General features: G+C 52.1%; 19 protein-coding genes and 4 tRNA genes. 2 read left to right on the top strand and 21 right to left on the bottom strand.

Annotated features, from left to right (window positions below; translation table 11 throughout):
* The first annotated feature begins 165 nt into the window (after window positions 1-165).
* Complete coding sequence (locus tag DL94_RS0109920) at window positions 166-600, top strand: hypothetical protein (protein WP_028130016.1); 435 nt, start codon at window positions 166-168, stop codon at window positions 598-600.
* Here the strand turns inward: DL94_RS0109920 and DL94_RS14655 are convergent, their stop codons facing one another.
* Window positions 601-2,415: a putative bifunctional diguanylate cyclase/phosphodiesterase gene (locus DL94_RS14655; RefSeq protein ID WP_051586405.1), complete on the bottom strand. Its 1,815-nt coding sequence runs from the start codon at window positions 2,413-2,415 to the stop codon at window positions 601-603.
* Between the two features lie 294 nt (window positions 2,416-2,709).
* On the opposite strand from DL94_RS14655, the gene DL94_RS0109910 reads away from it, so the two are divergent.
* Window positions 2,710-4,233: an alanine/glycine:cation symporter family protein gene (locus DL94_RS0109910; RefSeq protein WP_028130015.1), complete on the top strand. Its 1,524-nt coding sequence runs from the start codon at window positions 2,710-2,712 to the stop codon at window positions 4,231-4,233.
* Between the two features lie 53 nt (window positions 4,234-4,286).
* Here DL94_RS0109910 and DL94_RS0109905 read toward each other — a convergent pair whose 3' ends face one another.
* From DL94_RS0109905 to DL94_RS0109810, 20 genes are all read right to left on the bottom strand, one after another.
* Window positions 4,287-4,730, bottom strand: coding sequence for a F0F1 ATP synthase subunit epsilon (locus tag DL94_RS0109905; protein WP_028130014.1), 444 nt, complete (start codon window positions 4,728-4,730; stop codon window positions 4,287-4,289).
* A gap of 3 nt (window positions 4,731-4,733) precedes the next feature.
* Window positions 4,734-6,146 (bottom strand): F0F1 ATP synthase subunit beta, encoded by a 1,413-nt coding sequence (atpD, locus tag DL94_RS0109900; RefSeq protein ID WP_028130013.1) that lies wholly within the window; start codon window positions 6,144-6,146, stop codon window positions 4,734-4,736.
* Window positions 6,147-6,169: 23 nt separating this feature from the next.
* Window positions 6,170-7,021: an ATP synthase F1 subunit gamma gene (gene atpG, locus DL94_RS0109895; RefSeq protein WP_028130012.1), complete on the bottom strand. Its 852-nt coding sequence runs from the start codon at window positions 7,019-7,021 to the stop codon at window positions 6,170-6,172.
* Window positions 7,022-7,041: 20 nt separating this feature from the next.
* Window positions 7,042-8,559 carry a F0F1 ATP synthase subunit alpha gene (gene atpA / locus DL94_RS0109890; RefSeq protein ID WP_028130011.1) on the bottom strand — a complete coding sequence of 506 codons (1,518 nt, stop codon included), beginning with the start codon at window positions 8,557-8,559 and terminating at the stop codon, window positions 7,042-7,044.
* A gap of 23 nt (window positions 8,560-8,582) precedes the next feature.
* Window positions 8,583-9,125 (bottom strand): ATP synthase F1 subunit delta, encoded by a 543-nt coding sequence (gene atpH, locus DL94_RS0109885; protein ID WP_028130010.1) that lies wholly within the window; start codon window positions 9,123-9,125, stop codon window positions 8,583-8,585.
* Window positions 9,119-9,622, bottom strand: a complete 504-nt coding sequence (gene atpF / locus DL94_RS0109880) for a F0F1 ATP synthase subunit B (RefSeq protein ID WP_028130009.1) — start codon at window positions 9,620-9,622, stop codon at window positions 9,119-9,121. Before atpF ends, atpH begins: the two co-directional genes overlap by 7 nt.
* A gap of 39 nt (window positions 9,623-9,661) precedes the next feature.
* A complete protein-coding gene (gene atpE, locus DL94_RS0109875) occupies window positions 9,662-9,913 on the bottom strand; it encodes a F0F1 ATP synthase subunit C (RefSeq protein ID WP_014423513.1) in 252 nt (83 codons plus the stop codon).
* Between the two features lie 46 nt (window positions 9,914-9,959).
* Complete coding sequence (gene atpB / locus DL94_RS0109870; protein ID WP_028130008.1) at window positions 9,960-10,634, bottom strand: F0F1 ATP synthase subunit A; 675 nt, start codon at window positions 10,632-10,634, stop codon at window positions 9,960-9,962.
* A gap of 34 nt (window positions 10,635-10,668) precedes the next feature.
* Window positions 10,669-11,040 carry a hypothetical protein gene (locus DL94_RS0109865; RefSeq protein ID WP_028130007.1) on the bottom strand — a complete coding sequence of 124 codons (372 nt, stop codon included), beginning with the start codon at window positions 11,038-11,040 and terminating at the stop codon, window positions 10,669-10,671.
* A 381-nt stretch (window positions 11,041-11,421) separates the two neighbouring features.
* Complete coding sequence (locus DL94_RS0109860) at window positions 11,422-11,883, bottom strand: Hsp20/alpha crystallin family protein (RefSeq protein WP_028130006.1); 462 nt, start codon at window positions 11,881-11,883, stop codon at window positions 11,422-11,424.
* A gap of 170 nt (window positions 11,884-12,053) precedes the next feature.
* Window positions 12,054-14,363 carry an ATP-binding protein gene (locus DL94_RS0109855; protein ID WP_028130005.1) on the bottom strand — a complete coding sequence of 770 codons (2,310 nt, stop codon included), beginning with the start codon at window positions 14,361-14,363 and terminating at the stop codon, window positions 12,054-12,056.
* Window positions 14,364-14,484: 121 nt separating this feature from the next.
* Window positions 14,485-15,480 (bottom strand): asparaginase, encoded by a 996-nt coding sequence (locus DL94_RS0109850; protein WP_028130004.1) that lies wholly within the window; start codon window positions 15,478-15,480, stop codon window positions 14,485-14,487.
* Between the two features lie 72 nt (window positions 15,481-15,552).
* Window positions 15,553-16,209, bottom strand: coding sequence for a hypothetical protein (locus tag DL94_RS14650; RefSeq protein ID WP_051586404.1), 657 nt, complete (start codon window positions 16,207-16,209; stop codon window positions 15,553-15,555).
* 193 nt (window positions 16,210-16,402) lie between these two features.
* Window positions 16,403-17,701, bottom strand: a complete 1,299-nt coding sequence (locus DL94_RS0109840; protein WP_028130003.1) for a M18 family aminopeptidase — start codon at window positions 17,699-17,701, stop codon at window positions 16,403-16,405.
* A 57-nt stretch (window positions 17,702-17,758) separates the two neighbouring features.
* Complete coding sequence (locus DL94_RS0109835; RefSeq protein ID WP_028130002.1) at window positions 17,759-18,391, bottom strand: 3D domain-containing protein; 633 nt, start codon at window positions 18,389-18,391, stop codon at window positions 17,759-17,761.
* Between the two features lie 148 nt (window positions 18,392-18,539).
* Window positions 18,540-18,624, bottom strand: a tRNA-Tyr gene (locus DL94_RS0109830).
* 7 nt (window positions 18,625-18,631) lie between these two features.
* Window positions 18,632-18,709, bottom strand: a tRNA-Arg gene (locus tag DL94_RS0109825).
* A gap of 27 nt (window positions 18,710-18,736) precedes the next feature.
* Window positions 18,737-18,813 (bottom strand) — tRNA-Ile (locus DL94_RS0109820).
* Window positions 18,814-18,841: 28 nt separating this feature from the next.
* A tRNA-Gly gene (locus DL94_RS0109815) sits at window positions 18,842-18,917 on the bottom strand.
* Between the two features lie 121 nt (window positions 18,918-19,038).
* Complete coding sequence (locus tag DL94_RS0109810; protein ID WP_028130001.1) at window positions 19,039-23,598, bottom strand: AAA domain-containing protein; 4,560 nt, start codon at window positions 23,596-23,598, stop codon at window positions 19,039-19,041.
* Window positions 23,599-23,780: the final 182 nt, after the last annotated feature.

Genomic DNA, 23,780 nt, shown 5'->3' with positions numbered 1-23,780 from the left:
CCGGGTTTTCCCCGTCTTTTGAGATAAACGTATTATAGCACAAAGACAAAAGACATAGCAAGGGGTATTTTGTATTTCTTGTGTAAACTCGTAAACTTTTATCTCCTAATTTTTTCTGTTATACTGTAAATAAGTTTTAATCGCGATTGTACAAAGGAGATAAACATGGCTGAGGAAGAAACCAAAAAAGAACTTGACCCGTTGATAACCCAGCCCCACGGGCTGGAACAACAGGCCAAGATGGAAATTGTCAATATGATTCACAGTGGGGAGTCCCCCTTTGACATCATCTACCACATCGCCAAGCGATTGGAGACAGCCTCCGGCGAACCCGGTTACGCCCAGTATGTAGAAGAACAGATTCGCGCCGTCTACGGCTTTGCGCTTGAACATACCAAGCCCATGGAAAATGAGCTGCGCGACGTTGAGGCCCGGCTGGAACGGATTAAAAAATCCTACGAAAATCCGGAATTCACCGAAGAAGAACATATCCGTATCGGTTTTGCCATCGAACGCCACAAGAAAAACATCGAACGCCTCAAAATCATGATTCAGCAAGCCAAAGCCAATCATGAGGACGCCGTCATTCAGAAAAACTGATTACTGTGGTTCTGCCACATCCTGCCTTAGCCGCTCTTCAATAGCGGCTATTTTTTCTGGGGCTACTGCCCTGAGCTCCTCCATCAGACGATGGAGCTGATTGGATAAGGTCAGCACCGCTGCCTCATTGGCCGCATAGCAGCTCCGGCACGCATCGTCCTCGTAATCATGCTGTACCAGCTGCCGGTAATCCTCCTGGGGCACCGGCTCCGAGAAAAAGTAGCCCTGCGCATACTGGCAGCCAATAGTCCGCAGGAAATCAACCTGCTTTTGCGTTTCCACGCCCTCGGCAATGACCGTAAGTTTCAGACGTTTAGCCATCTTGACCACGGAGCTTAAAATATCATCGGCACGGCCTTCCTCGACGCCCTCGGAATCCGTAAGAAACTTCAGGTCAATTTTCAGCACGTCCACCGGCAAGTCCTTGAGCATATTCAATGATGAATAACCACTGCCAAAATCATCCATCAAAATGACAAAGCCTTTTTCCTGCAGCGACTTAGTTATTTCGATAATCTGCTGCGGATTTTCCACATAGGCACTTTCCGTAAGTTCCAATTCCAGCAGGCGCGGGTCAATTCTGTATTTTTTTATAAGCTCCTCCAGCACCTGCACGATATTGGGGCTGTAAAAATCCACCCGTGACACGTTAATTGACACCGGCAACACCGGCCGCCCGGCGTCAATATCCTCACGCAGGAGCTTGCAGGTCTTTTCCCAGACATATTTGTCCAGCTGGTAAATAAAACCGTTCTGTTCAAAAATAGGGACAAACTTAGCCGGCGATACAAAGCCCAGCTGGGGATGAATCCAGCGCACCAGCGCCTCCGCCCCCACGACACGCTCCGTCAATAAATCGTATTTCGGCTGCAGGTAAACAATGAACTCCTCACGTTCCAGGGAGCCGCTCATATTATTGACAATTACCTGCTCACTGACCATGTTTTCACGCATATCATCTTCGTATTCACCACAGATCACCAGGCCATTATGCGCGGCCTTGAACAGGCCCATAGCCGCCCGGTCCAGCATCGTGGTTACAGCCAGGTCACGTTCCTTAACCGTATAAACACCAAAATAAAAATCAATGCGATAATCCAAGGCAAACGACACAGCCAGCATTTGCAGGGAATGGATAAGGTGCTCACGGACATTGCCAGCCGTGGGATAACACAGCAGGAAATTGTCGGCATACAAACGCCCGTAAACGCAGGGCTCCAGCTGTATACTGGTCAGGAACTGGGCCACGTACTTCAACAGCTTATCGCCGGTTTCCTCTCCGAACAGGTCATTTATGACCTTGAACCGGGCGATGTTAAAACGCATGATTTCAAATTCTATCTCCGGGTGCGCAGCTATCGTATCCGCCACGCGCCGGCAGAACTCTTTTTTATTGTAGAGATTCGTAAGCCTGTCATAACGCAGGTTATAGTAAAAGCTGGCAAAACCTTTTTGGATATTGATACCGCAAATACGATAGTCATTACCGCCCACATCGCGCAGCATCACCAGCACACGGTGCATATTATGCCGGCGCATACCCGTGGAAAAATTCACCAGTACGCGCACCGTCACGCCCTGATCTTTTTCGATTTCCCCACAGCTCACCTTGTTTATGGATATTGCCGGCAGATGCTGCCGTCGTTCCTCCAGAAACGCCAGCACGGCCTCTGTCCCCTGTGTATAGCTTTGGGAATTGATCCCAAAGGCAATAACATCGTCTGTCAGCATAGGACGAATATCCGCAATCGTTCCGAATTCATAGTATGCGCAAACTACAGTGTTTACAAAAGCCAGAATGCTGCTACGCTCCATTACGCATCGTCCCTTTCGGATAGAATTACCATATATCATTGATTATATCATATATTATAGATAATTTTGTATAATATTTTTCTAAAGAATCAGCGTTCCCTCAGCCTTATATCCTTCCTTAATATCCAGTACCATGAAATGCCGTCAAGATGTCAAAATAACCTGCTATGCGCACAGACTACAAAGTACGCAGCACTAACACCAATATCCTTATTATATTTGGTATGCTACAATTAAGACAGCCACTCAGTCATCCGGCTGCTTATCAAAGCGTATCACAGGAGGTCTTTATTCATGTATGAACTAATCAGCAGCATATGTGCTGTCTTTCAAAATCTTGCCGATTTGGTATGGGGGTTCCCCACTAATTTCGATTGGTATGCCCGGCTCCCCATTATCGGGGAGCTGCCGCTGGTCATTATTCTTCTGGTAGGAACCGGCATTTATTTCACCTTGCAGCTGAGCTTTGTGCAGGTCAAGTATTTCCGTTATGGCCTGAATACACTTATAAACAGTCAAAAGACCGAACAGGGCATCAGCCCATTGGCCTCGTTTTTGCTTTCCACAGCTATGCGCGTAGGCCCTGGAAATATTTTAGGTGTAACCGGTGCCGTTTCCACCGGTGGGCCCGGCGCCTTGTTCTGGATGTGGTTCTCCGCTTTCTTCGGCATGGCTACGGCCTTTGTGGAATCAACACTCTCGCAGATTTACAAAGATAAGCAGGGTGATGAATACGTCGGCGGTCTGCCCTGCTACGGAAGAAAACTTTTAGGCGGTGCTGCATTTGTAGGCGGTGCTTTAAGTCTGCTGTATATCGTCTATGCCCTGCTCTGCATTCCGGCACAGGGCTTTAATACCATATCGGCCATGACAGCCATCACGCAGAATATAACCGGCACGGAACTGGCCGCTGACAGCACGCTTGTCTGGATTTTCTTCCTGCTGCTGATGAGTGTGACCACCTTTTCTATCTTTGGCGGCCTGCGCCGTATTACAAAAATCACCGATGTGCTGGTCCCCATTATGGCTGTAGTCTATGTAGCAGCTGTTTTACTGATGGTGGCTCTGAACCTTGACCGCCTGCCCTGGTTCTTCTATGTGGTCGTAACCGAGGCCTTCCAGCCCGAACCAATCTTCGGCGGTGCTTTAGGCATTGCCCTCTCACAGGGTATCAAACGCGGGCTCATGAGCAATGAGGCCGGACAGGGCACCCTGTCCATGCCGGCTGCCGTTTCCCATGCCAAACACCCTTGTGAGCAGGGTATTATTCAGGCCATAGGCGTATTCCTGGATACTATGGTCATCTGCACCCTGACAGGCTTTGTCCTCATCATGGGCCAAGCCTGGCTTGGAGCCGGCGGCGCCTCCTGGATGGAACTGGGACGTCTGGAAAAGTTCCTGGCCTCCTGCGCCCAACTGTTGGGCAGTGGTGCCGGTTATGGCATGGCTACACTGGTCATCAGTATCTGCTTTGGCATTTTCGCTTTTACCTGCCTGCTGGGTTTCCTGTCATTTTCCGAAATCTGCGCCCGGCAGATTTCCCATAACAAACTGTTCATTGCCGCTGTCCGTCTGGTAAATCTGACGGTGCTGGCCTTTGGCATGGTCACCAACATAGCCGGCTTTGACCTTAGCGCCCTTTGGAATCTCAGTGACTTTGCCAATATCGTCATGGTCTGCTGCAACCTGCCCCTGCTCTATCTGGGTTTCGGCAAAGTACAAAAGGCCTTCGCCAATTTCACCACGCAGGAGGAAGAATTCAACTCTGAAACCTTTGGTGACCCGGTGCCTGTTTGGGACGAAAATGCGCGTATATAAGAATTCATAAAAATAACGGCTTGCAGATTTCTCTGCAAGCCGTTATTTATTGCTTATTTCAGTTCATCGATCTCGGTCCCTGTAGCTCTGAGACGAGCGAGGGCACGCCGCAGGGCCAGCTGGGCACGTTCGATATCGATATTTCTGGCCTCGTCGCCTCCCTGATGGAAAGCAGCGATACGCTCTTTGGCGCGGTCCATGGCGCGCTGGGCACGGTTGATATCAATATCAATCGGCTGTTCAGCTGCCGTAGCCAGCACCGTGATTTTTTCCGGGGTGACTTCCATAAAGCCGCCGGCTACAGCGATAAGCTGTTCGTCCCTGTCGGAACCATTGAGCCGCACGCGCATGGCATGGGGCAGCAGCCCTGTTACCAACGGCGCATGCTTGGGGAGGATACCGAGCTCACCGCCCGTGGAACGGACGATAAGCATGCTGATGTCCTCGGCATAAACCACTTTATCCGGGGAGACAATCTCTAGCTGGATCGTAGCCATAGATTATCCCTCCTTTTCCAAGGTCTTTGCTTTCTCCACAGCCTCGTCAATGTTGCCGACCATATAGAAGGCAGCTTCCGGCAGGTCATCATATTTACCTTCGAGGATTTCCTTGAAACCGCGTACCGTTTCTTTGAGCGGCACGTATTTACCCGGAGAACCGGTGAATACTTCTGCTACGAAGAACGGCTGGGACAGGAAACGCTGAATCTTACGCGCACGGGATACGGTGAGCTTATCCTCGTCGGACAGTTCTTCCATACCCAGAATAGCGATGATATCCTGCAGTTCCTTGTACTTCTGGAGTACGGCCTGCACGCCGCGGGCCACCTGATAGTGTTCCTCGCCGAGAACTTCGGCATTGAGGATACGGCTGGTGGAATCGAGCGGGTCAACGGCAGGGTAAATACCCAATTCGGCAATCTGACGGGAAAGTACCGTCGTAGCGTCGAGGTGGGTAAATGTACCAGCCGGTGCCGGGTCAGTCAAGTCATCGGCAGGCACGTATACAGCCTGTACGGAGGTGATGGAACCTTCCTTGGTGGACGTAATACGTTCCTGCAGCGCACCGATATCGGTGGTCAGAGTCGGCTGATAACCTACGGCAGACGGCATACGGCCGAGCAGTGCGGATACTTCCGAGCCTGCCTGAATGAAACGGAAGATGTTATCAATGAAGAGCAGCACGTCCTGATGCTGAACATCACGGAAGTATTCTGCCATGGTGAGGCCCGTCAGACCTACACGCATACGAGCTCCGGGAGGTTCGTTCATCTGACCGTAAACAAGTGCGGTCTTGCCGATAACCCCGGATTCCTTCATTTCGCCCCAAAGGTCATTACCTTCACGGGTACGTTCACCTACACCGGCGAATACAGAGTAACCGCCGTGCTCGGTAGCGATGTTATGGATAAGCTCCATGATAAGCACTGTCTTACCTACGCCGGCACCGCCGAACAGGCCGATTTTACCGCCGCGGGCATACGGTGCGATAAGGTCAACGACCTTGATGCCCGTTTCCAGTACCTGTGCACTGGTTTCCTGGTCTTCAAATTCCGGAGCCGGACGATGGATAGGCCAGTATTCAGCAGCCTGCACCGGAGCCGGGTCCTTATCAACAGTCTGGCCCAGCACGTTGAAAATGCGGCCCAGAGTGCCTTCACCTACGGGAACACTAATCGGAGCGCCGGTATCTTCGGCCTCCATGCCACGGGTCAGACCGTCGGTGGAGCTCATAGCGATACAGCGCGTTACGCTGTCGCCGAGGTGCTGCATAACCTCAACTACGAGGTCAATGTCCACTTCACCGGCTTTGCCCTTAATTGTGATTGCATTTAAGATTTCCGGAAGTTCCCCTGCCGGAAATTCAATATCTACGACAGGTCCGATAACCTGTACGACTTTACCTTTTGCCAATGGTAAACCTCCTTACGATGCCCTTATTTCAGAGCTTCGGCACCGCCAACAATCTCGGTGATTTCGTTGGTGATACCTGCCTGACGTACCTTGTTGTAGTAGAGGTCCAGTTTGCTGATAAGCTCTTCTGCGTTGTCCGTTGCATTGCTCATGGCGTTCATACGGGAGCTTAACTCGCTGGCCGCAGACTGCAGGAGCGCTGCATAAATGGTGGTGTAGAGATACTGCGGGAGCAGACTCCCGAGTACCGTAGCTGCATCCGGTTCATAGATGTACTCGGCAACAGGGCCTTCCGTGCTTTCCTCTGCCTCAAACGGCAAAAGTTTCAGCACCTGCGGCTCACAGTTGATGGCCGAGATAAACTTCGTATAAACCATCTGCACTTCCCGGATTTCTCCGGTCTTAAAGCGTTCCACCAAATCATCAGCCAATTTCTTGGCCAGGTCAAAGCTGGGGCGTTCACTGACGCCGATAACGCTCTTTACTACATCGTAACCACGATTTTTGAAGTGGCTGGTACCCTTGCGGCCGACAATGACCATGGGGGTATTTTTCTTATCCTCGACCAGCGCTTCCGCCGCCTTGCAGGCATTGGCGGAATAAGCACCGGCCAGGCCCTTGTCACTGGTGACAAGCAAAATGAGCTTTTTGCCGTCCTCATGCTTTGCGAGCAGGGGGTGGGAAAAATCATTCCCTGCGGTAGCAGCAATCTGCTGTACCACCTGCACAACTTTTTCTGCATAAGGCTTGTTGGCCAGGGCTGCCTCTTTAGCATGGCGCAGACGTGACGTTGCGACCATGTTCATGGCACTGGTTATCTGCTTGGTACTCTTTACGCTCTTAATGCGATGGCGGATGTCCTGTAAACTAGCCAAAAAGAATCACCTCGCTAACCTTATGCCATTTTGTATGTTACAGTTTCCTTGAATTCCTCGATGGCCTTCTTGAGGTCAGCCTCGATTGCATCGTCAAGTTTCTTCTGTTCGGCAATCTTCGCGCCAATATCCGGGTGCTGGGCACGCATGAACTTCAGGAAGTCATTGTGGAATTCAACCACACGCTCTACCGGAATATCAGCCAGGAAACCGCGGACAGCGGTGAAAATCACCATAACCTGTTCCTGTACGAGGAGCGGGCTGTACTGTGCCTGTTTCAGCGTTTCAACCATGCGAGCACCGCGGTCGAGCTGTGCCTTAGTGGCCTTATCGAGGTCAGAGGCAAACTGGGCAAAAGCTGCCAGTTCGCGGTACTGAGCCAGGTCAAGACGCATGGTACCAGCAACCTGTTTCATAGCCTTAATCTGAGCCGAGCCGCCTACACGGGATACGGACAGACCTACGTTGATAGCCGGGCGGATACCAGAGTAGAAGGCATCGGATTCCAGCATAATCTGACCATCGGTGATGGAGATAACGTTGGTCGGAATGTAAGCGGAAACGTCGCCGGCCTGCGTTTCGATAATCGGCAGGGCAGTGATGGAACCGCCGCCCAGTTCGTCGTTCAGTTTTGCGGCACGTTCGAGCAGACGGGAATGTAAGTAGAATACATCACCGGGATATGCTTCACGTCCGGGCGGTCTGCGGAGCAGCAGGGACATAGCACGGTATGCAGCTGCATGCTTGGTGAGGTCATCGTATACGCAGAGGCAGGCTTTGCCCTGGTACATGAAGTGCTCAGCCATGGCAACACCGGCATACGGTGCCAGATACTGCAGCGGTGCACTGTCAGCAGCCGTAGCAGCTACCACGATGGTGTATTTCATAGCACCGGCCTCTTCCAGCGTTTTTACCACACGGGCAACGGTGGAGGCTTTCTGACCGATAGCTACATAAACACAGATACAATCCTGGTCATGCTGGTTGAGAATGGTATCAACAGCGATAGCCGTTTTACCGATACCACGGTCACCGATGATAAGTTCGCGCTGGCCACGGCCGATAGGAACGAGGGCGTCGATAGCCTTCAGACCAGTCTGCAGCGGCTCCTTAACGGGTTTACGGTCGGCAATACCAGGAGCGCGGTACTCAACCGGGCGGAAGGCGTCAGCCTTGATTTCGCCCTTGCCGTCAATCGGACGGCCGATGGCATCAACGACACGGCCAATCATAGCTTCGCCAACCGGCACCTGCATGATTTTGCCCGTACGCTTAACCTGCGCACCTTCCTTAATCTGGGTTTCGCCACCCAGAATAACGGCACCTACGTTGTCCTGTTCAAGGTTCAGGACCAAACCATATATATCATTACCAAAATCCAACAGCTCACCGGCCATAGCTTTTTCGAGGCCATGGATATGGGCGATACCGTCACCGATTTCGATAACCGTGCCAACTTCATCAACATTCAAGTCTACTTCGTAGTTCTTGATTTGGTCTTTGATGATGGCCGTTATTTCTTCCGGATTCATTTTCATAACTTAGCTGTCACCCCAGTTTCTCACTTGCTCGTCAGTAATTCTTTTTGCAGCGCCTGGAGGCGTCCGGCCACACTGCCGTCGATACGGCGGTCGCCAATTTTGACCACGACACCGCCCAACAGGGCTTTGTTCTCGTGGAGGCGGAGTTCCACCTTTTTCCCCGTAACTGCTTCAAGTTTAGCGGCGATTTTTTGCTGCTGTGCCTCTGTTGCCGGCTGAGCCGTGGTTACATCGGCAATGACAATGCCGCGTGCGGCATTAGCCATTTCCCGGTACTGTTCCGCAATAACGGACAGCAGGGCAAAGCGGCGTTTGTCCACCAGCAGGAGCAGGAAGTGGTAAATGCTCTGGGAAAGTTCCCCTTCATACATTTTCTTAACCAGTTCCTTTTTCGCTTTGCGCTCCACCTGCGGATTAGCAAAGAAAGCAACAGCAGCCGGCACATCTTCCAGGTCTTTCTTTACCTGCAGAAGTTCCTTGCCGTAGGCCTCCAGTTTGCCTTCTTCCTGTGCCAGTTCAAAAATCGCCCGGGAATATTTATGTGCAAGCTGTAAGTTTAGCATGGCAAATCACCAATCTTATCTTTGTCCAGCTTATCCACAAATTCCGCGATAAGCGCCTCATTTTCAGCCGAATCCATATTCTTAGCAATGATTTTGCCGGCAGCAGCCATGGACAGTGCCACCATTTCGGTGCGCAGCTTTTCCACTGCTTTGGCGCGGTCACGCTCAATATCGGCCTGAGCAGATTTCTTCATCTGCTCAATATCGGCTTTAACCTTCTGCTCCTCTGCCTCGCGGAACTCGGCGGCACGCTTTTCGGCATTCTTCTGAATTTCTTCAGCTTTAGCGGTAGCGGCAGCCAGTTTCGCCTTGTACTGCGCCAGCAGCTTGTCTGCTTCTGCCGCATCGGCATCGGCTTTATCAAGGCTTTCCTGAATCTTATCCTGACGGGCTTTGAGCATGTTGACTACGGGTTTATACGCAAATGCGCGGAGCAAAACAACCAAAATCAGGAAGTTTACAATCTGCGCAAGAAACGTCCCATTTAACTCGATCAATTCCTATGCCCCCTTTATTAAGCAATTCATCAAAGAAAATTATTTGATGAGCGGGTTTGCATAGAGCATGATGAGGGCAACAACGGTTGCGATGATAGCCATGGACTCGATCAAACCAACGGAGATAAGGGTGTTGGTGAAGAGCGTGCTCTTGGCTTCCGGCTGGCGGGTGATACCTTCGATGAAACGGCTCGTTACAAGACCATCACCGATACCAGCGCCGATTGCGGCAAGACCCATCGTAATACCTGCGCCAACGAGAGCAGCGGCTACCATAATTGCGTTTTCCATGAAAAAATCCTCCTTAATAACCTTTAACAAAAATTCCCAGTATGTCTTAGCCTTCTTCTTCGCTCTTCACTGCATTGGCCAGATATGCCATGGACAGCATAGTGAAGATGAAAGCCTGAACTCCGCCGATAAAGATACTGAAAGCCAGCCAGATAACTGACGGGATCGGCATCCAGATTGGCATGAGCTGCAGCAGGATGATGATAAGAATTTCACCTGCCAGAATGTTGCCGAATAGACGGAAGGCCAGCGTAATGGGCTTGGCGACTTCCTCTATGGCGTTGATGATGACAAAGACCGGCGTGGGCTGGAAGAAATGCGCGATGTAATGACCGCCTTTCATGTAAAGCCCCAGTCCGTGCACCATCACGATGACCAAGAGTGCAAGGCCTAAAGTGGTGTTCAAGTCATTTGTCGGTGATGCCATCTTTGGGATAAGCCCCAGCCAGTTGGAAACCAGCAGGAACATAAAGAGCGACACGACAAAGGGCGCCAAAAAGCGTCCGTTTTTGCCCATGGTCGCGTCAATCTGTTCATGCAGCCAGACCACGATTGCCTCCACCACATTCTGCCAGCCAGTCGGCACCATCTGCAGATTGCGGGTTGCCAGCACTGCGATAAGCAGCACTATCGCCATCGTAATCCAGGTCATGACCAGAGTTTCCCAATTGAAGGTAAAGCCGGCAAACTGCACTACTTCGCGAACACCGATTTCATGCATATACCTCAACCTCCTCCCAGGAATTCCTGAGTTACTATTTCGCGTTGTTCATGCGTATCATGAGAACCATCGCCCAGGCATAACAGAGGACAAACCCCAGCGCCACCATACTGAACACCTGCGTGGAAATCTGGACGGCTGCAAACAGGACAATAAATAATACCATCAAGCGCAAAACCAAGCCCCAGAGCATCTGTCTTTTCGCATTGCCAGCAGAAAGCGACGCGGCTTTCCACAGCCGCATAGACATGTTTCCCAAAAATACCAGGCCCGTAACAAAACCGATGATAAGCGCCCCAATAAGCTCCACTGTGCCGTTAGCGGCCAGCATGCTGCCTATCGCCAGCGTGATTACCCCCAGCCCCATAATGAGCCTTTTCATGAACACCGACAAAACTTCTTTCATATTCCTCCTTCGGCAAAATTGCCTTTAGCTGAATATTAGGCTATTGCCCATCTTTAACAATTCAACATAAAGGTTAAAAATCCTTTTTTATACTGGATATTTATCCCATAAAAATAGATTTTTTTGCCTCAAAAGAAGAAAACATTTATGAGATTTTATGCTGGAATTATCACTATTTATACTACGATAAATCAATTTTCCAACTTTATCCCATTTAGTCGCAATGTCTATTATAGGCAAATTGACAGCAAAAGGCAAGAAATAATTAAAAATTAGCCTTAATATTTACTTATATAATAATTATTTATTCTTAATAATACCAAAATAAGCCCCCACGCCGCTGCCCGGCGTGGGGGCTTAGAATCCTGACTGTCTCGCATGTTACCGGATATTGATGGTGGTATTATGCTGAACTTCAGCAGCCTTAGGCATTTTCACCGTCAGCACGCCATCTTTGAATTCTGCATCGATACGGCTTTCATCGATATTATCGATATAGAAAGACCGGCTCACCGAACCCATACGGCGTTCGCGGCGGATGTAATTGCCCTTATCATCCTGCTGGTTGTTTTCAGCCTGCTGCTGTGCCGCAATGGTGAGATAACCATTCTGATAAGTCAGATTTACATCCTCTTTTTTCATGCCCGGCAAATCAGCTGTGAGTTCAAAGCTGTCACCGTTATCCTTCACATCTACGCGCATACCGCCGGCCGAAGTCATCCCGGACATAGTGGGGAAGAAATCATCGCTGAAGAATGGTTCATCGAACACATCCCAAATACTGCGCGGACTATTATTAGCCGCCAAATCCTTGCGCGTACCAAACGGAACCAAACCAAACATAATCAGCAACCCCTTTCTAAAATCTATACCGGCCAAGGGAGCTTGCTGTGCCTCTCTTGACTATTTGTAAACTTTCTGTAATCAGGTTTCGTTCTTTTCCTTTCCTGATTACAATTTTATTATAGCTCAAATAGTCAAAAAGTCAATAGGTCAAAAAGATAATTTTTCTTTTATTGAACAAGTTTCTGGATAAGCGTCCAGTTACCTTCCTGCGCCGCTGTCTGTAATTCCAGCAGCAGCCCGGCCTCGCGTTCCGGCAGCTGATATCCGTCCAGCGTTTCCAGCATATAAGCCAGGCTCTCACCTTCCTGGGCGTCAGCAATTTCCCGCAAAGCCTCCCAGGTTTCCGCCAGTTCTTCCTGGCTGATTTCTTCTTTTGCAACCTGTGTTTCGGGCTGCGCAGTATTTTCTCCCTGACGCAGGGGAATCCAGCTGAGAACACGCTGCCGCAAGACAAAGGATACTTCTGTTCCCTCTCCTGCCTTGCTCTTAATCATCAGACCGCTGTTCATCATTTTCAGGAGACGCTGTGTCACGCTGATGCCCAGGCCTGTATCATCAAGGCTGCTGGCCTTCTTATCGACATTTAAGGCCAGGATATCCTGAAGTTCTGCCAGTTGTTCCTCTGTCATGCCAATGCCCGTATCCTTGACGCTGACAGTCAGCTCCACCTCCACGGCGCCGATTTTTTTGGCTTTTATCTCCAAAGTCGCACTGCCCTTAGGGGTATATTTTACGGCATTGCCCAAAAGATTCTGCAGCAGCTGGCGCATGCGCAGTTCATCACCATAAAGCACACTGGGAATATCGCCTTCCAAAACAAGATTAAGGGCTATCCCCTTCGCCTCAGCCTCTTCAGAAATATCCGCCCGCAGGGATTCCAGCAGATGGTCCATGCGGTACTCACCCTCATTGAGCTTAAAGTTCCCGGCCTCCATCTCCAAAAAGTCAAAGATACGCTGAATGACGCTGTAGACTTTTTTGCCAGCCTTGCGAGCCTCCTTGGCATAAGCCTGAATATGCGGTTCTGTACTTTCCTGCAATACCCGGCGTTCCATTTCGATTGCTGTCTGCAAGGGAGCGGCGATATCGCGGCTGGCACTTGCCAGGAACTTGTATTTGTCTATGCTGGCCTTTTCCGATTCCCGGGCCATTTCGCTCAATTCCCGGTTGCTGTCCTCCAGTTCCCGCGTAACGGCCTCCAGAAAAGCCGCAACTCTGGCCGACAGCCGCACTGGTGCATTTTCTTCCACATTTTCCGGTTCATCAAAAATCGTCAGAGCTGACTTGCTGCGGCCTTCCCTGAATCCCACCGCTACCAGTGCGCAGTTCAGTATGCCGCCATGGCCCTGATAACAGTAGATTTCGCCGGTGCCGCTGCAGGCATTTAACTGGTTGGCACTGCGCTGGTAATATATATGTTCCATCTGCGCCTGTTCCTGCAGGAACAGGCTCCTGGTACCACAAACATTGAGATACAGGGCCTCCGGCGCAAACTGGCTCATCTTCTCGCTGGCCAGTTCTGTCTCATGCAGGAATTCTTCCAGCACAGCATAGGAAAGGCGCACCCTTTCGCCCACACGTACGTCGCCGGTAAAGAACAGCCGTCCGTCCTCATCAAACCCCGGCGGTACCCGGGCAATCGGACATCCGTCACGGTCAATGACCAGCGGGAATTCTGCGATGTTCTGCAGGAAATTTTCATCAGGGATAACCTTCAAATAATGACGGTATATATCCACCGCCGGCATATCGTCCAGCTTACCGATACCGGTCTGCCCCGCAGTTTCCGTAATCACCATTTCCTTGCCCAGCGGTTTCCAGCCCAGCGTGTAATCAGCTCTGACGCTCAGATTCTCACCGCTGAATACGGCCACCACCAGGCCATGTTCCATACAGTCGCTGCCAACGATATACTGATTGACCATTTTGTTGCCACTATCCAGGGAAAACAAACTGGTGCTGAGGCTCTTATCATCAATGCCCTCTTCGTACATGCCGGCCAGAGCCCCAAAGACCACCACATTTTCGTTGCCGACCACAAAGCTATTGATAAACTTGTTGAGCTTGGGCGCCATAACGCCCAGGACCATCGCCGCCCGGGCGTCCTGCATGGCCGCTACCTTCTGCCCCATTTCCAGCCCCAGCCGGCCAAAATCTTCCGGTATGCCAGCAAATTCCAGCAGCCGGACTTTGGCGTTTTGAAAAAAAGCGCAGTTTATGCGCACATAGCTGGCGTCCTGGGAAAACAGCGTCTCCGTCATGCCCACAACTACCGCCCGGGGCAAAAACTCCCTCACTTTTTCCCGGATTTTCCCGGCCACGTCAAAATCCATGTTGTGGAAGGACAATTGGATAAAAATCGCATTGGCCTGTTTGCTGGCCGGACGCATCGACAGCGCCCGCATTACCTTGTCCAGCTTATCCCATATTCCCTGGTCCTCCGCACTCCAATTTAACGTGTAATTGTACTGTATCATCGCCCATCCTCCTTATGGCAAAAATCCCTTACGAGGATACGCAAGGGATTTACCAGTTACAAACAACCACTATTTGTTTTTACTATTCGCCATCAGGAAAATTTTTTCCTTTTAATTCCGCTTAAATTTTCAGCCAATTTTTCACAGCTGCAGCTGACGCCCCCACCGACAGAGCCACCTGCAGCAACAGTCTTGCCTTGCGCGGATTTAAACAGCCGCTGGCCACAAAGCCGGCCTGCTCATAGGATTCTTCCGCTTTGGCCACCATACCCAAAGCGCTGCTGCTTGCACGTATTACCAGCACACCCTGCTTTACGGCAGCCGCCAGTTCCGCCTCAGCCTGAGCCGGAATACTGCCGTTGCCCATTCCGGCATAGACAATCCCCTTGCCCCCCTGGTCAACGGTCACTTTTACCAGACGGCCATCATCATCACTGTGGCCGTACAAAATTGGTACATAGGGCAGTTCCTGCTGACTTGTCAATTTTTCGCTGATACTTAAAGCCTGCGGCAGGTGATGCAGCTGCGAATTATGATAGAATACCACTTCGCCGTCATTAACCGCACCAATGGCACCGCCATTAGGCGACTGGAAGGTTTCCACCGCCATCGTCGCCAGTTTCGTCACCGCCTGCGCACTGTGGATTGCATTATTCAGTACCACCAATACGCCCCTGTCACGCGCCTTATCGTCCGCCGCCACGCGCACAGCGTCCAAAAGATTAAGCGGCCCATCGGCACTGAGGGCCGTTGACGGACGCATCGCCCCCGTAATCACCACAGGTTTGTCAGCAAAATGCACGAGGTCCAGCAGATAGGCGCTTTCTTCCAGGGTATCAGTACCATGAGTGATAACAATCCCGTCTACATCAGCGGCCAGCAGCAGCTCCCGAACCCGGCGCACCATTTGCAGCTGTACCGCCGCCGTGATGTCCTTGCTATCAATGGTGGCCAGCTGTTCACCGCTGACCTCAGCCACCGCCCTGACCTGGGGTACCGCCGCCAGCAATTCCGCCACGCCCACTGCCCCGGCCTGATAACCGGTGGTCGCCGCGCTGTCTGCCGCCGAACCGGCAATCGTACCGCCCATAGCTAAAATTCTTATTCTTTTGCCCATATAAACACCTCGTCACTTTTATATACATAAAAAAGCGGCCGCTATTTCCTCGTAGCGGCCGCTCTAAACGCTTTACTCTTCCATTGTGGAAGCCTTAATCCCCATCTGCTCATAAAGTTTGTTGAACCGATTGGTAATCTCGTTTTGGGTATCTTTGGTAATCTGCGGCATTTCATCCTGGCCCATAGCGTCTTTCCAAACCAGACCGGCCTGTTTGAAACCTTCTTCCACCGCAGACTGCATCTGCCGGAGCTTGTCCGGGTCACCACCGGCGATAGCCGTTGCCATGTCCATAATACGGGTAGCCACGCTGTCTACCGAATAAGCACCGCCTTCACCCACAGCCTCAGCTGCCTCTTCCGGCGTAGTCCCCACCGGCGGCAGGGCAAATTTGTCCGTACCAAAGAGAATACCGTCAAAATTCAACTGTCCGATACCATCATCGAGATATGCCTGTAATTTAGCATTCTGCTCAGTGAGGGTTTTAATCATCAGCTGATAACTCTTGTTGATACCATCCTTCAATGTATCAACCTGCTCAGTTGTGAGCTTGCCCAGCGCCGTCGAAGCCTTTTGTGCCTCCGCGGAAATATCCAGGGAATAAGCCTCGCTCGTCGTGGTCGTCGTTTCCTTCGTCGCTTCATTGGTGGTAGTGGTGGTGCTCTTCGAATAACTAGCCTTCACCGCTGCCGAAGTTTGCGACAAAGAAGAAATCATGTTGACATCCATGTTCATCTTCCTCCTTTACGCGTGAACATACCTAAAAAAGAGAGATATCCTATTCTTATTATCGGTGAAAACACCGCAAAAAGCAAGAATATTTTCGCGCCTGGCAGCGCTTATTTGCATTTTATTTTTTATCCCTGTAAGTCAGACAAAACCCGCAGCTGTCCGCGCTTTATAACGCCGTTGTTCCGGGTTGTCAGCTGCAGCTGTAAAAAATTGTCAGCAATTTTACCAGGTCACCCTGGTCCCTGGCCGCCATGATTTCCCGGGCCGAATGCATGGCCAAAATAGGCACGCCGATATCCATGGTCCGCATGGGCACCAGTGCTGAGGCAATGGAGCCCAGCGTTGAACCGCCGCGCATATCACTGCGGTTAACAAAGCCCTGCCAGGCGATATCGTCCTGTTCACAGAGGCCACGCACTACCGCCACCGCCTCTGCGTCGCCGGCATAAGCCTGACTGGCAGCCTGTTTCAGCACAACTCCGCCGCCCAGCAGCGGTTTATTGGAGGGGTCATATTTATCCGGATGATTCGGGTGCAGGCCATGCGCCACATCTACCGAAAGCATAAAACCTCCGGCAATGTCTGCCAGCAGTTCGCTGCGCGTCCTGCCCAAAGCCATATAAATGCGCTCGAGCACCTGCATCAGCACCGCCGAGCCGGCCCCCTGCTTGGTCTGGCTCCCCACCTCTTCATTGTCAAAGAAAGCCGCCAGGCGCAGGCCATTACATTTATCGGGCTCTACAGCCATAATTCCCGCCAGCACAGCGGCCACTGACGTGAGGTTATCGAGGCGCGGCGCAGAAATAAATTCTGACTGCAGGCCGCACAGGCAGCCTTGTTCCCAGGGATAAGCCGATAACTCATAGGACAGGATATCTTCCGCCTTTACCCCAAGTTCTGCCGCCAGCCACGTCAAGAAGAACTCCGCCGTCAGTTCCTCGCCCCCCAGCGTTGCCAGGGGCAGCATATCCGTCTGCGCATTGAGCTTGCCCTCATCATTTACATCTCTGTCCATATGAATAGCCAGACTGGGAATGGTGAGCAGGGGCCGGGCAAAATCCACCAGCTGCACCTGCGGCTCAAAGGGCGCCGCCCCACGCAACACTACCTTGCCGGCCAGGGACAGTGGCCTGTCCAGCCAGGTCCGCAGCAGCATGCCGCCGTATTTTTCCACATTGAGAACGCCGTAGCCTTCCTTAACCATGCCGGACTGTGGTTTCAAGCGAAAACAGGGAAAATCAGTATGGGCAGCCGCCAGCCGCAGTCCGCCGGCCTGCCGGCCAACCGTAAAGGCCATGACCGTAGAACCATACACCGGCACATAGTAGCGGCCGCCGTTTGCCATCTGCCACGGTTCCGCCAGGGCCAGCCTGCTGAACCCGGCCTTGTCCAGCCGCTTTACCACAGCCTCTACCGTGTGATACGGTGAGGCTGCCTCGTTGATAAAGCCCAGTAATTCTTCACTATTTCTGTCTAAAGACTCAGCCACTTTTTACACTCCCTCAAATACAGAGATAGGCCGTTCCCAAGGAAACAGCCTATCAGCTCACTCTACTATAATTATCTCAATATCACGCCGGCCAAAAGCCAGAGCCTCTTCATGTGTATCAAAGGCCACGTCAATGCGATGCCCCTTGATAGAACCGCCGATATCTTCGGCCAGAGCCTCACCATAGCCGGGAATAAATACCTTCGTCCCCAAAGGAATCAGCTTGGGGTCTACAGCTATAACCCCCTTGCGCACCAGCGTCCCGGTGGCAGTATGCTTACTGTTCCCCGGGTCATGGGCGCTGTAGCCGGATGCAGAAACATACAACGCCCGGCCACTGGGAATTGTCATATCCTCAGCCTGCTGCTTGTTTTTATGCCTGCTCCCTTTTTCTTTATTGCCCTTATATGTCTTACCGCCGGATAAATAGTAATACGTGCCATCGCCGCATATACCATCCTCCGTCAAGCCCTTGGCTTTTTGAAATTTTTTGATAGCAGCCACAGTCAGCGGACCGCAGACACCATCAGCATCACCTTTAAGGAATCCCTGTTTCAGCAACAGCTCCTGTACGTGGCGCACATCTTCTCCCCGGGAACCATTCTTAACCAGAATAGATGCCTCTGCAGCCAGCGCCGAGCAAGTAAAAATCAGGGTGAACAACACTACAAGAAATACATGTTTGCGCAATAACCCCACCTCACTAGCTTTATCCATTTTCAAACTACAGCTATTTTAGCAAATTTAAATAATTTCCGTCAAATAAGGCGCATTTGCGACAACTTCTTCAGAGTCCGCAAAACAAAAAAGCGCCGCATACGCGACGCTGTCATTTCAGTGGTGGGCAGGGATGGATTCGAACCATCGTAGCCTACGGCGACGGATTTACAGTCCGTTCCCTTTAACCACTCGGGCACCTACCCACAAAAATGGTGACCCAGGAGGGACTCGAACCCCCGACCCTTTGATTCGTAGTCAAATACTCTAATCCAACTGAGCTACTGAGTCATGATTTATATGAAGTTTTTAGAAAAGTGGTGGGCCCACTTGGACTCGAACCAAGGACCGACCGGTTATGAGCCGGTTGCTCTAACCAACTGAGCTATAGGCCCAAATTCTTTCAAAAACTTGCAAACAATATGGAGCGGAAAACGAGACTCGAACTCGCGACCCCCACCTTGGCAAGGTGATGCTCTACCAACTGAGCTATTTCCGCATTTGTCTTACCAGCTGCAGGCTTGTGTGCCTCTCGCTGACTGACAAAAACTATTATATCCATAACCACATTGCTTGTCAACAACTTTTTTATATTTTTTTAAAAAATTTTTCCCGAGCCCTCAAATAGCCTCTTCCCCAGCCGGGGCATGCCACTTGGCACGGATTTTTTCCGCGGCCCCGCGCACATAAGTGAGCAGTTCTGTCCGGGCTGCCTGACTGTCTGCAGCGATAGCCTCATCAGCCTGCGGTGCAATACCCAGGGACTCCAGATTCCCAATGATTTTTTCCAGTGCTGCCTCGGGGTCCAGATACCATTCACTGCCGCGCACACGGATAAACTGCCAGCCCAGACGTTCCAGAATTGCCTGGTTGCAGCGCTCCTCAGCCGCAGCCTGAATGCTGTCCACCCAGTGCTCGCCCTGCATTACCAACAGTGCCCGGTGTCCGTCGCCTTCCACCACCAGCGGCAGTTCCAGCGAACCTACCAACACCTGACGGCGCAGGCAGTAACCACGGCCCTGCAAAGCTGCCGCCACGGCGATTTCCAAAGAACCTGGTTCCTTGTCAGCTGCAGCTGCCGGCAGCTGCGGACTTTGCACGTACTCGATTAAATCCCGGCGCAAGTCTCCGGGTTTCAATTCCGCCAGTTTCATGGAATGGAACACCCAAAGCTGGTCACGGGCGCGGCTTACTGCGACGTTATAACGTTTGGCCGTATCACCGCCATGACCTTCACCCACCAGACGCAGCTGCTGGCTTTCCGCAGTTTCAGATTCCACCGAACTGTCCACCAGCGACAGGAAGATAACATCACGTTCATCCCCCTGGAAGTTGCCGGGATTGCCGCAGAGGAATCCACAGGCCTCCAGCTCGCTGATACCGATTTTTTCTGCTGCCAGGTCCCGAATCAGTTTAGCCTGTTCATCGCCCAACAGGGAAATCGCCCCAAAGCTCTTGCCGGCATAGGCCGGTTCCTTCAGGCAGGCTGCCAGCTGTGCCACGATGGCCTCGGCCTCCACCAGATTGCGTTTCTTTCCGGGCTCGCGTACGCCCCCGGCCACCTCTACAGCCACCAGCGGTTCTAACGGGCCGCTGCCCGACTCACGCAGCGGCCGGATACGGCCATCATAAGCCAGCTTGTTGGAATAACCGATAATCTCCGGCACACAGCGGAAATGCTCGGTGAGCATACGCGCGGTAAAGTTCATCTGAGCGATATCATACAGGGACGTATCCATCGTATACAGGGAGGCATGTTTGATAACCCCCTCAATAGTAACACTTTGCAAATGCGTGATATCTGCCGCCGTCACGCCGACAGCCGCCGGACTCACCTGCTTATCATCACCGACGATAATGACTTTCCTGCCAAAATACAGCAGGGGCAGGGCGGTGATATCCGCCTGACTAGCCTCATCAATAATGATAACATCAAATTTAGGACTGGCCGGATTGAGATTCTGCCAGACACGCGCCAAGGGCATAATCCAGGCCGGCACTGCTCCCTGGGCCTCGAGCATGCACGCCCGGGCCTCTTTAATATGTCTGGACGCATACCGCCCCTTGCCGCGGCCGATTTTGACGACGGCCTTGCTCCAGCCGACCAGACTGGCCTGCAGGTCAGTACCGGATACCTTCTCCAACAGCTTTTGCCAGGCCATTTTTTCCGCCAGCCGGGCCGTAACCTGATGCAGGTCCTGCGTAAGATTGCCAATTTCCGCAGAAATCTTCTGTACGTCGAGCTGCGGCAGGCTGCCCAATTCGCGCTTAAACTGCGCGTACAGCCAGGCCTGTTCCACATTCGCCGGTGCCTTATCGCCGCCGGGCTCACCAATCTTATCCGCAATAGCCTGCGCCCATGCCGGGGCAGCAGCCGTCAGCCGTGCCAGAAGGTCCAGCCGTTCGTAATAGGCCGGCAGCAGTTCTTCATAACGCAGCAGCTTGTCGTAGGCGGCCGCATAGGCCTCAGCGTCGCTATTGTTCAACGCCGTCATAAATTCGTAGCTCAAAGCACCGTCACTGGCACTTAAGGAACGCTTAGTGGTATAAAGTTTATCCGCCTCATCCTGACGCCCCTCCTGCATGAACAAGAGCTTTTGCCAGGCAGGATAATCCTCACGGAGCCAGCGCAGCTGCTCTGTAAGTTCCTCGTGCGGTGTCGCAAAAGGATTGGGCTTGTAGATAAGCTCCACATCCACACCGGCCTGCCGGAGAATGAGCATAAGTTCTCCCCAAAAATCCTTTTGCCAGTGCAAAAAGCCCATGACCTGCCGGAAACGGGCCGCCAGCAAATCATCGATATCATCGCCGCTTTTTGCCAGTTCCGCGTAGCTCAGCATGCCAAACGGCACCAGCAGCTGCTCCCATTTACGGGCCGCCTCCTGCCGGGCCTGAGCCAGTGCTACATACTGCAGGGCCAGCTGACAATCCTGGCCGCTTTCCAGCCCGTGACCGTCAATATTAAATTCCTGCGCTATCCTGCTCCACTGCTGATGGCGCAATTTCGTCCACCAGGAAAGACGCCCCTGCGCCGCAAAAGCATCGGCCATATCCGCCAGGGCCTGAATAAATTCCTGATTAAGCGCTCTTTGACCATTGTAGGCAAACTCGTGGCCAAACAGCCGCGTCATAGTCTGTCCCTTTAACTGGCCCACACGGGCAATGGCCCGGTCGAGCATCTGCCAGACCTCCATGTGGGCGCCGCCGAGTTTGCCGGCCAGAATAGCCTCCTGCGCCCACTTTTCCTCCAGTGTAGCAAAATCCACAGTCGTATAGAGTTTTTGCGCCGCGGTCAGCCGTTCCCGGGAAAGTTCTCCCGGTGCCACCAGCTGGCCTTTTTTCACCAGCCGGCCATTATCATCAACCGCCGCCTCACGCAAACCGGCCAGCAGCCCCTGCATTTCCGCCTGGTCCTTGGCCGCCCGGGTGAGAATATCCGCCGCCTCACTGGGGGGCAGCAGTTCACTTCTCGCCGGCAGGTTTTCGCCCACTTCTTTAAGGCTGACAGCGTCAAAGACAGCATTGAAACTGTAGAGCCGTTCCAGCTCGCTCTCCGTAAGCGGCAGCGGCACAGCCTCTATTTCCCCGGGCACAACTCCGACGAGGTCCTGATGGTCATGCATAAAGGCCGCCATTCGGGACAGCGACCAAACCTTGCCGCCGAGTTCAAAATAATCGCGCCTTGCCTCCAGGCGCTGAACCTGTTCCAGACTGCCGCGCAGCCGTTCAAGTTCCGCTAATATGGCCTGCCGCTTTTCCCGGAGACGCTGTGCGTCTTTTGCCAGTTCCTCAGGATTATCCTGTGACAAGCGTTCACAAATCCCCTGTACCGAACGCTGCATATCAGCCGTTGCGTCCCCAATAAGCGACACGCTCAAATCCTGTATGCCGGCAGGCAGTTTTTCCTTAAGTACTGACAGTGCCTTGCTTGCAGCACTGGTCACCAGTACATGCTGGCCCTGGGCCAGGAAATGCCCCAGCAGGTTGGCAATCGTATGTGTTTTGCCTGTGCCCGGCGGCCCCTGTACCACTACAGCCGGCGACGTTTCTATCTTACGGGCAATGGCCAGTTGTTCGGCATTGGCCTCCTTGGTCAGCAAAATATCCGTGGCCTCGCCCCGGATATCCGCCAGGTTAAGCGAAAAGGGTTCTGCCTGTTCCGGCGCTGCCGTGGGGTCCACAATTCTGGTCAGAGCCTCCGGCACGTCACCGTTTTTGTCGATGTAATCCAGCAGCTGGGATATGCCCCGTTCCATGCCGGCACTGCGGCGCCGCAAAAACAGCACCTGCCGGGAATAGGTCAGGTACCAGTCTGTAGGCAGGATATCAAACCGGTTTTCCGCATAACGGCAGTTGGGTGTCAGCACACCGGCCGCCTCCGTCAGGAAAGCCTCCATCTTCTCCGTCCAGGGATGAACGTCCCGTTCTTCCACCAGCGCCGCAAATTCACGCAGCCCTTCCGGCTCAATCCCCGGCATATCCTGAAACATATCCATATAAATTTCTGTAGGATAGCCGGCCTCCATGACCTGCATTTTACCCTGTCTGTCATAATGCAGCTGCACTCTTTTCAGCAGCAGCGGATGATTTATCGCCGCATCAAGGCCGCTGAGAAACATGGCATTGCCAATAACCAGTTCCAGCCCCTCCGGGTCCTTACGGCACCGGTCGTAGATTTCATACAGTTCCATAAACAGCTTTTGCGTGCGGCTTTTTACCATTTCCCCGGAACGCCACAACGTGCGCTGGCGTTTCCATTTTTCCAGTGCCGCCAGCCGCACGCCCGAATCCACAAAGCGCTCCATAACGTCGCCCAGCCGGCTGTCATGGCGCAACCGTTCCTCCCGGACCTCGATGTCCACCACATCAAAATCCTTATAATCAGGGGTGCGAATCCAGCCCAGTAAATCAAAGGGCAGTTCGGGACACGGCGTAAATTCCGGTTTTTCTACTTCCAGCAAAACACCATCTTCCCGTTCCCCTGGCGCATACGTACAAATCCGCTTGGGGTCCACCGGCAGTTCATCCACGAACAGGGACCAGACCTCATTTTTTATTCCCCGGACGATGTTCTGTCGCAGGGCGCAAATCTGGCGAATATAATCGATTAACTTTAATACCTTTTTTTGGTTATCCATACTGACCTCAGAAACATGCACATTAGCCATGCATTTATCCACAAAATTCTCCACATATCCACAGATTTACGCAAAACTCTGTGGATAACTCATATTTTATCATATCCTTTACACTTTATTCTACTGATATCAGTTTTTTCCTGCCAGTAAATAGCTCCGCCCCTGCTCTGCCGATAAAATTCTTTCCCCAACAAGGTTTTTCCGGCAATTTAACGAATAAAGTA

It is taken from the genome of Selenomonas sp. AE3005 (assembly GCF_000686945.1).
Lineage (GTDB): Bacteria > Bacillota > Negativicutes > Selenomonadales > Selenomonadaceae > Selenomonas_A.
The sequence above is the reverse complement of the archived record's forward strand: the minus strand, read 5'-3'. Positions and strand labels throughout refer to the sequence as shown.